General features: G+C 75.3%; 2 protein-coding genes. One reads left to right on the forward strand and one right to left on the reverse strand.

Going from position 1 to position 1,951, the window contains the following annotated elements:
• Positions 1-628: M15 family metallopeptidase (locus HGA02_RS21510; protein WP_168680600.1), on the forward strand; the 628-nt coding region annotated here is incomplete at its 5' end.
• A gap of 43 nt (positions 629-671) precedes the next feature.
• Here the strand turns inward: HGA02_RS21510 and HGA02_RS17885 are convergent.
• The coding region (locus tag HGA02_RS17885) for a threonine/serine exporter family protein (RefSeq protein WP_168680602.1) at positions 672-1,951 on the reverse strand (1,280 nt) is incomplete at its 5' end.

Genomic DNA, 1,951 nt, shown 5'->3' on the forward strand with positions numbered 1-1,951 from the left:
GACCCCGACCCCGACCCCGACCCCGACACCCACACCCACGCCCACGCCCACGCCGACGTCCGCGTACCGCGGGACGGTGAGCCCGCTGACGCCCGACGTCGTCGCCCGCATGTCCGCGTCGTGGCGGCCGGGGTGCCCGGTGCCGCTCGAGGACCTGCGGTACGTCACCGTCACGCACCACGGGTTCGAGGGGCAGGTGCTCCAGGGCGAGCTCGTCGTGCACGCCGACGTCGCCGACGGGATCGTCGAGGTGTTCCGGGCGCTGTTCGACGCGGGCTACCCGGTCCGGTCGATGCGGCTCGTGGACGACTTCGGCGCCGACGACGACGCGTCGATGGCGGCGGACAACACGTCGGCCTTCAACTGCCGCGCGATCACCGGCGGCACGGCGTGGTCGGAGCACGCCTACGGCAAGGCGATCGACGTGAACCCGGTCGAGAACCCCTACGTGGTCGGCCGGCACGTCGCGCCGCCCGCGGGCCGTGCGTACGCGTCCCGCACGCCGGCGCCGGGCGTGATCCTGGCCGACGACGCCGTCGTCCGGGCGTTCGCGGCGGTGGGCTGGCGGTGGGGCGGCTACTGGGACTCGCCGGTCGACTACCAGCACTTCTCCGTCTCGGGCCGCTGATCCCCGCCGTCGCCCGACCGGCCGACCGTGCGCGGACGCCGCGTCAGCGGTCGCGGTGCACCACGGGGGCGACGGCCTCGACGACCGTGCGGGTCACCCGCCGCGCGTCGCGCGTGGCGGCGGTGCCGACGAGCACCCCGAGCGCGATGGAGAAGAGCGCGAGGACCGTGTCGACGAGGTCCGCGATGCCGAACGAGTAGCCGGTGGCGATCTCGGAGACGCCCCGGAACCCGAGCGCACCTGGCACGAGCAGCCAGAACGCGGGGAGCATCGTGACGACCGCGGGCGGACCGGTCCGGGCGCGCTGGATCGCCTGCGAGACCGGCACGACCACGAGCCCGCCGACGAAGCCCGACAGCTGCGGGTCGAGGACGAGGCCGCCCACGGCCTGCGCGGTGTAGGCCGCGTAGAGCGCGAGCAGCAGCCACCAGAACGTGCCGCGCGGCGGTGACGAGAAGAACCGGTGCCCGACGGCGACGCACAGCACGCCGAGCCACGGCGTCCACGCCCCGAGCGGGTCGAGCCGCGTCTCGGTCGCGAACGGGCCCGCGACGTTCACCGCGGCGACGACGCCGAACGCGAGCAGCAGCAGCTGTGCGCCGCCGAACACGAAGCGGCTCGCGCCCGCGACGACCTGGTTCGACGTCAGCTCGATCGCGGCGACGGTGAGCACGGCCCCGGGCAGGAAGCTCACGAGCGGGGGCGCGAGGATCCGCACCGGGTCGCCGCCGAGCGCGGGCGACACGAGCGTGATGGTGACGACCGTGACGAGGAACGACGCGGCGACCGGCAGGGCTGCGCCCAGCGTGGGCCAGCGCCCGCCGAGCAGCCGCAGGACCCCGACGACCGCGCCGAGCGCGAGGAACACCGGCAGCGTCGCGGCGCTCGGGTAGAGGATCAGGCCGAACCCAACGGTGAGCAGCGCGTGGCCGAGCACGACGAGCAGGGGACCGAACCGCGCGGGCGTGGCCAGGATCTCGCGCAGCCGTGCGCGGGCTCCGGCGAGGTCGGCGTCGCCGCGCACGAGGTCGCGCACGAGCCGGTCCACGTCGCCGATCTGGTGCAGGGGCAGCGTGCCGCTCGCACCCGGGCCGGTGAAGTCGCTCAACGTCCCGCGGGTCGTCTCGACCTGCACGAACACGCCCGTCGGCAGCACGATCGTGCGCACGTGGTCGGCGCCGTAGGCGGCCGCGACCTCGGCGATCTGGCGCTCGGTGTCGACGACCGACTGCCCCGACGACAGCAGCGCGGCCCCCAGCTCGCGCAGCAGCGGGACGAGGTCGGGCGGCACCTCGGGCGGCTCGACGGGCTCGGGCGGTGCGG

It is taken from the genome of Cellulomonas septica (genome assembly GCF_012396155.1).
GTDB classification, from domain to species: domain Bacteria; phylum Actinomycetota; class Actinomycetes; order Actinomycetales; family Cellulomonadaceae; genus Cellulomonas; species Cellulomonas septica.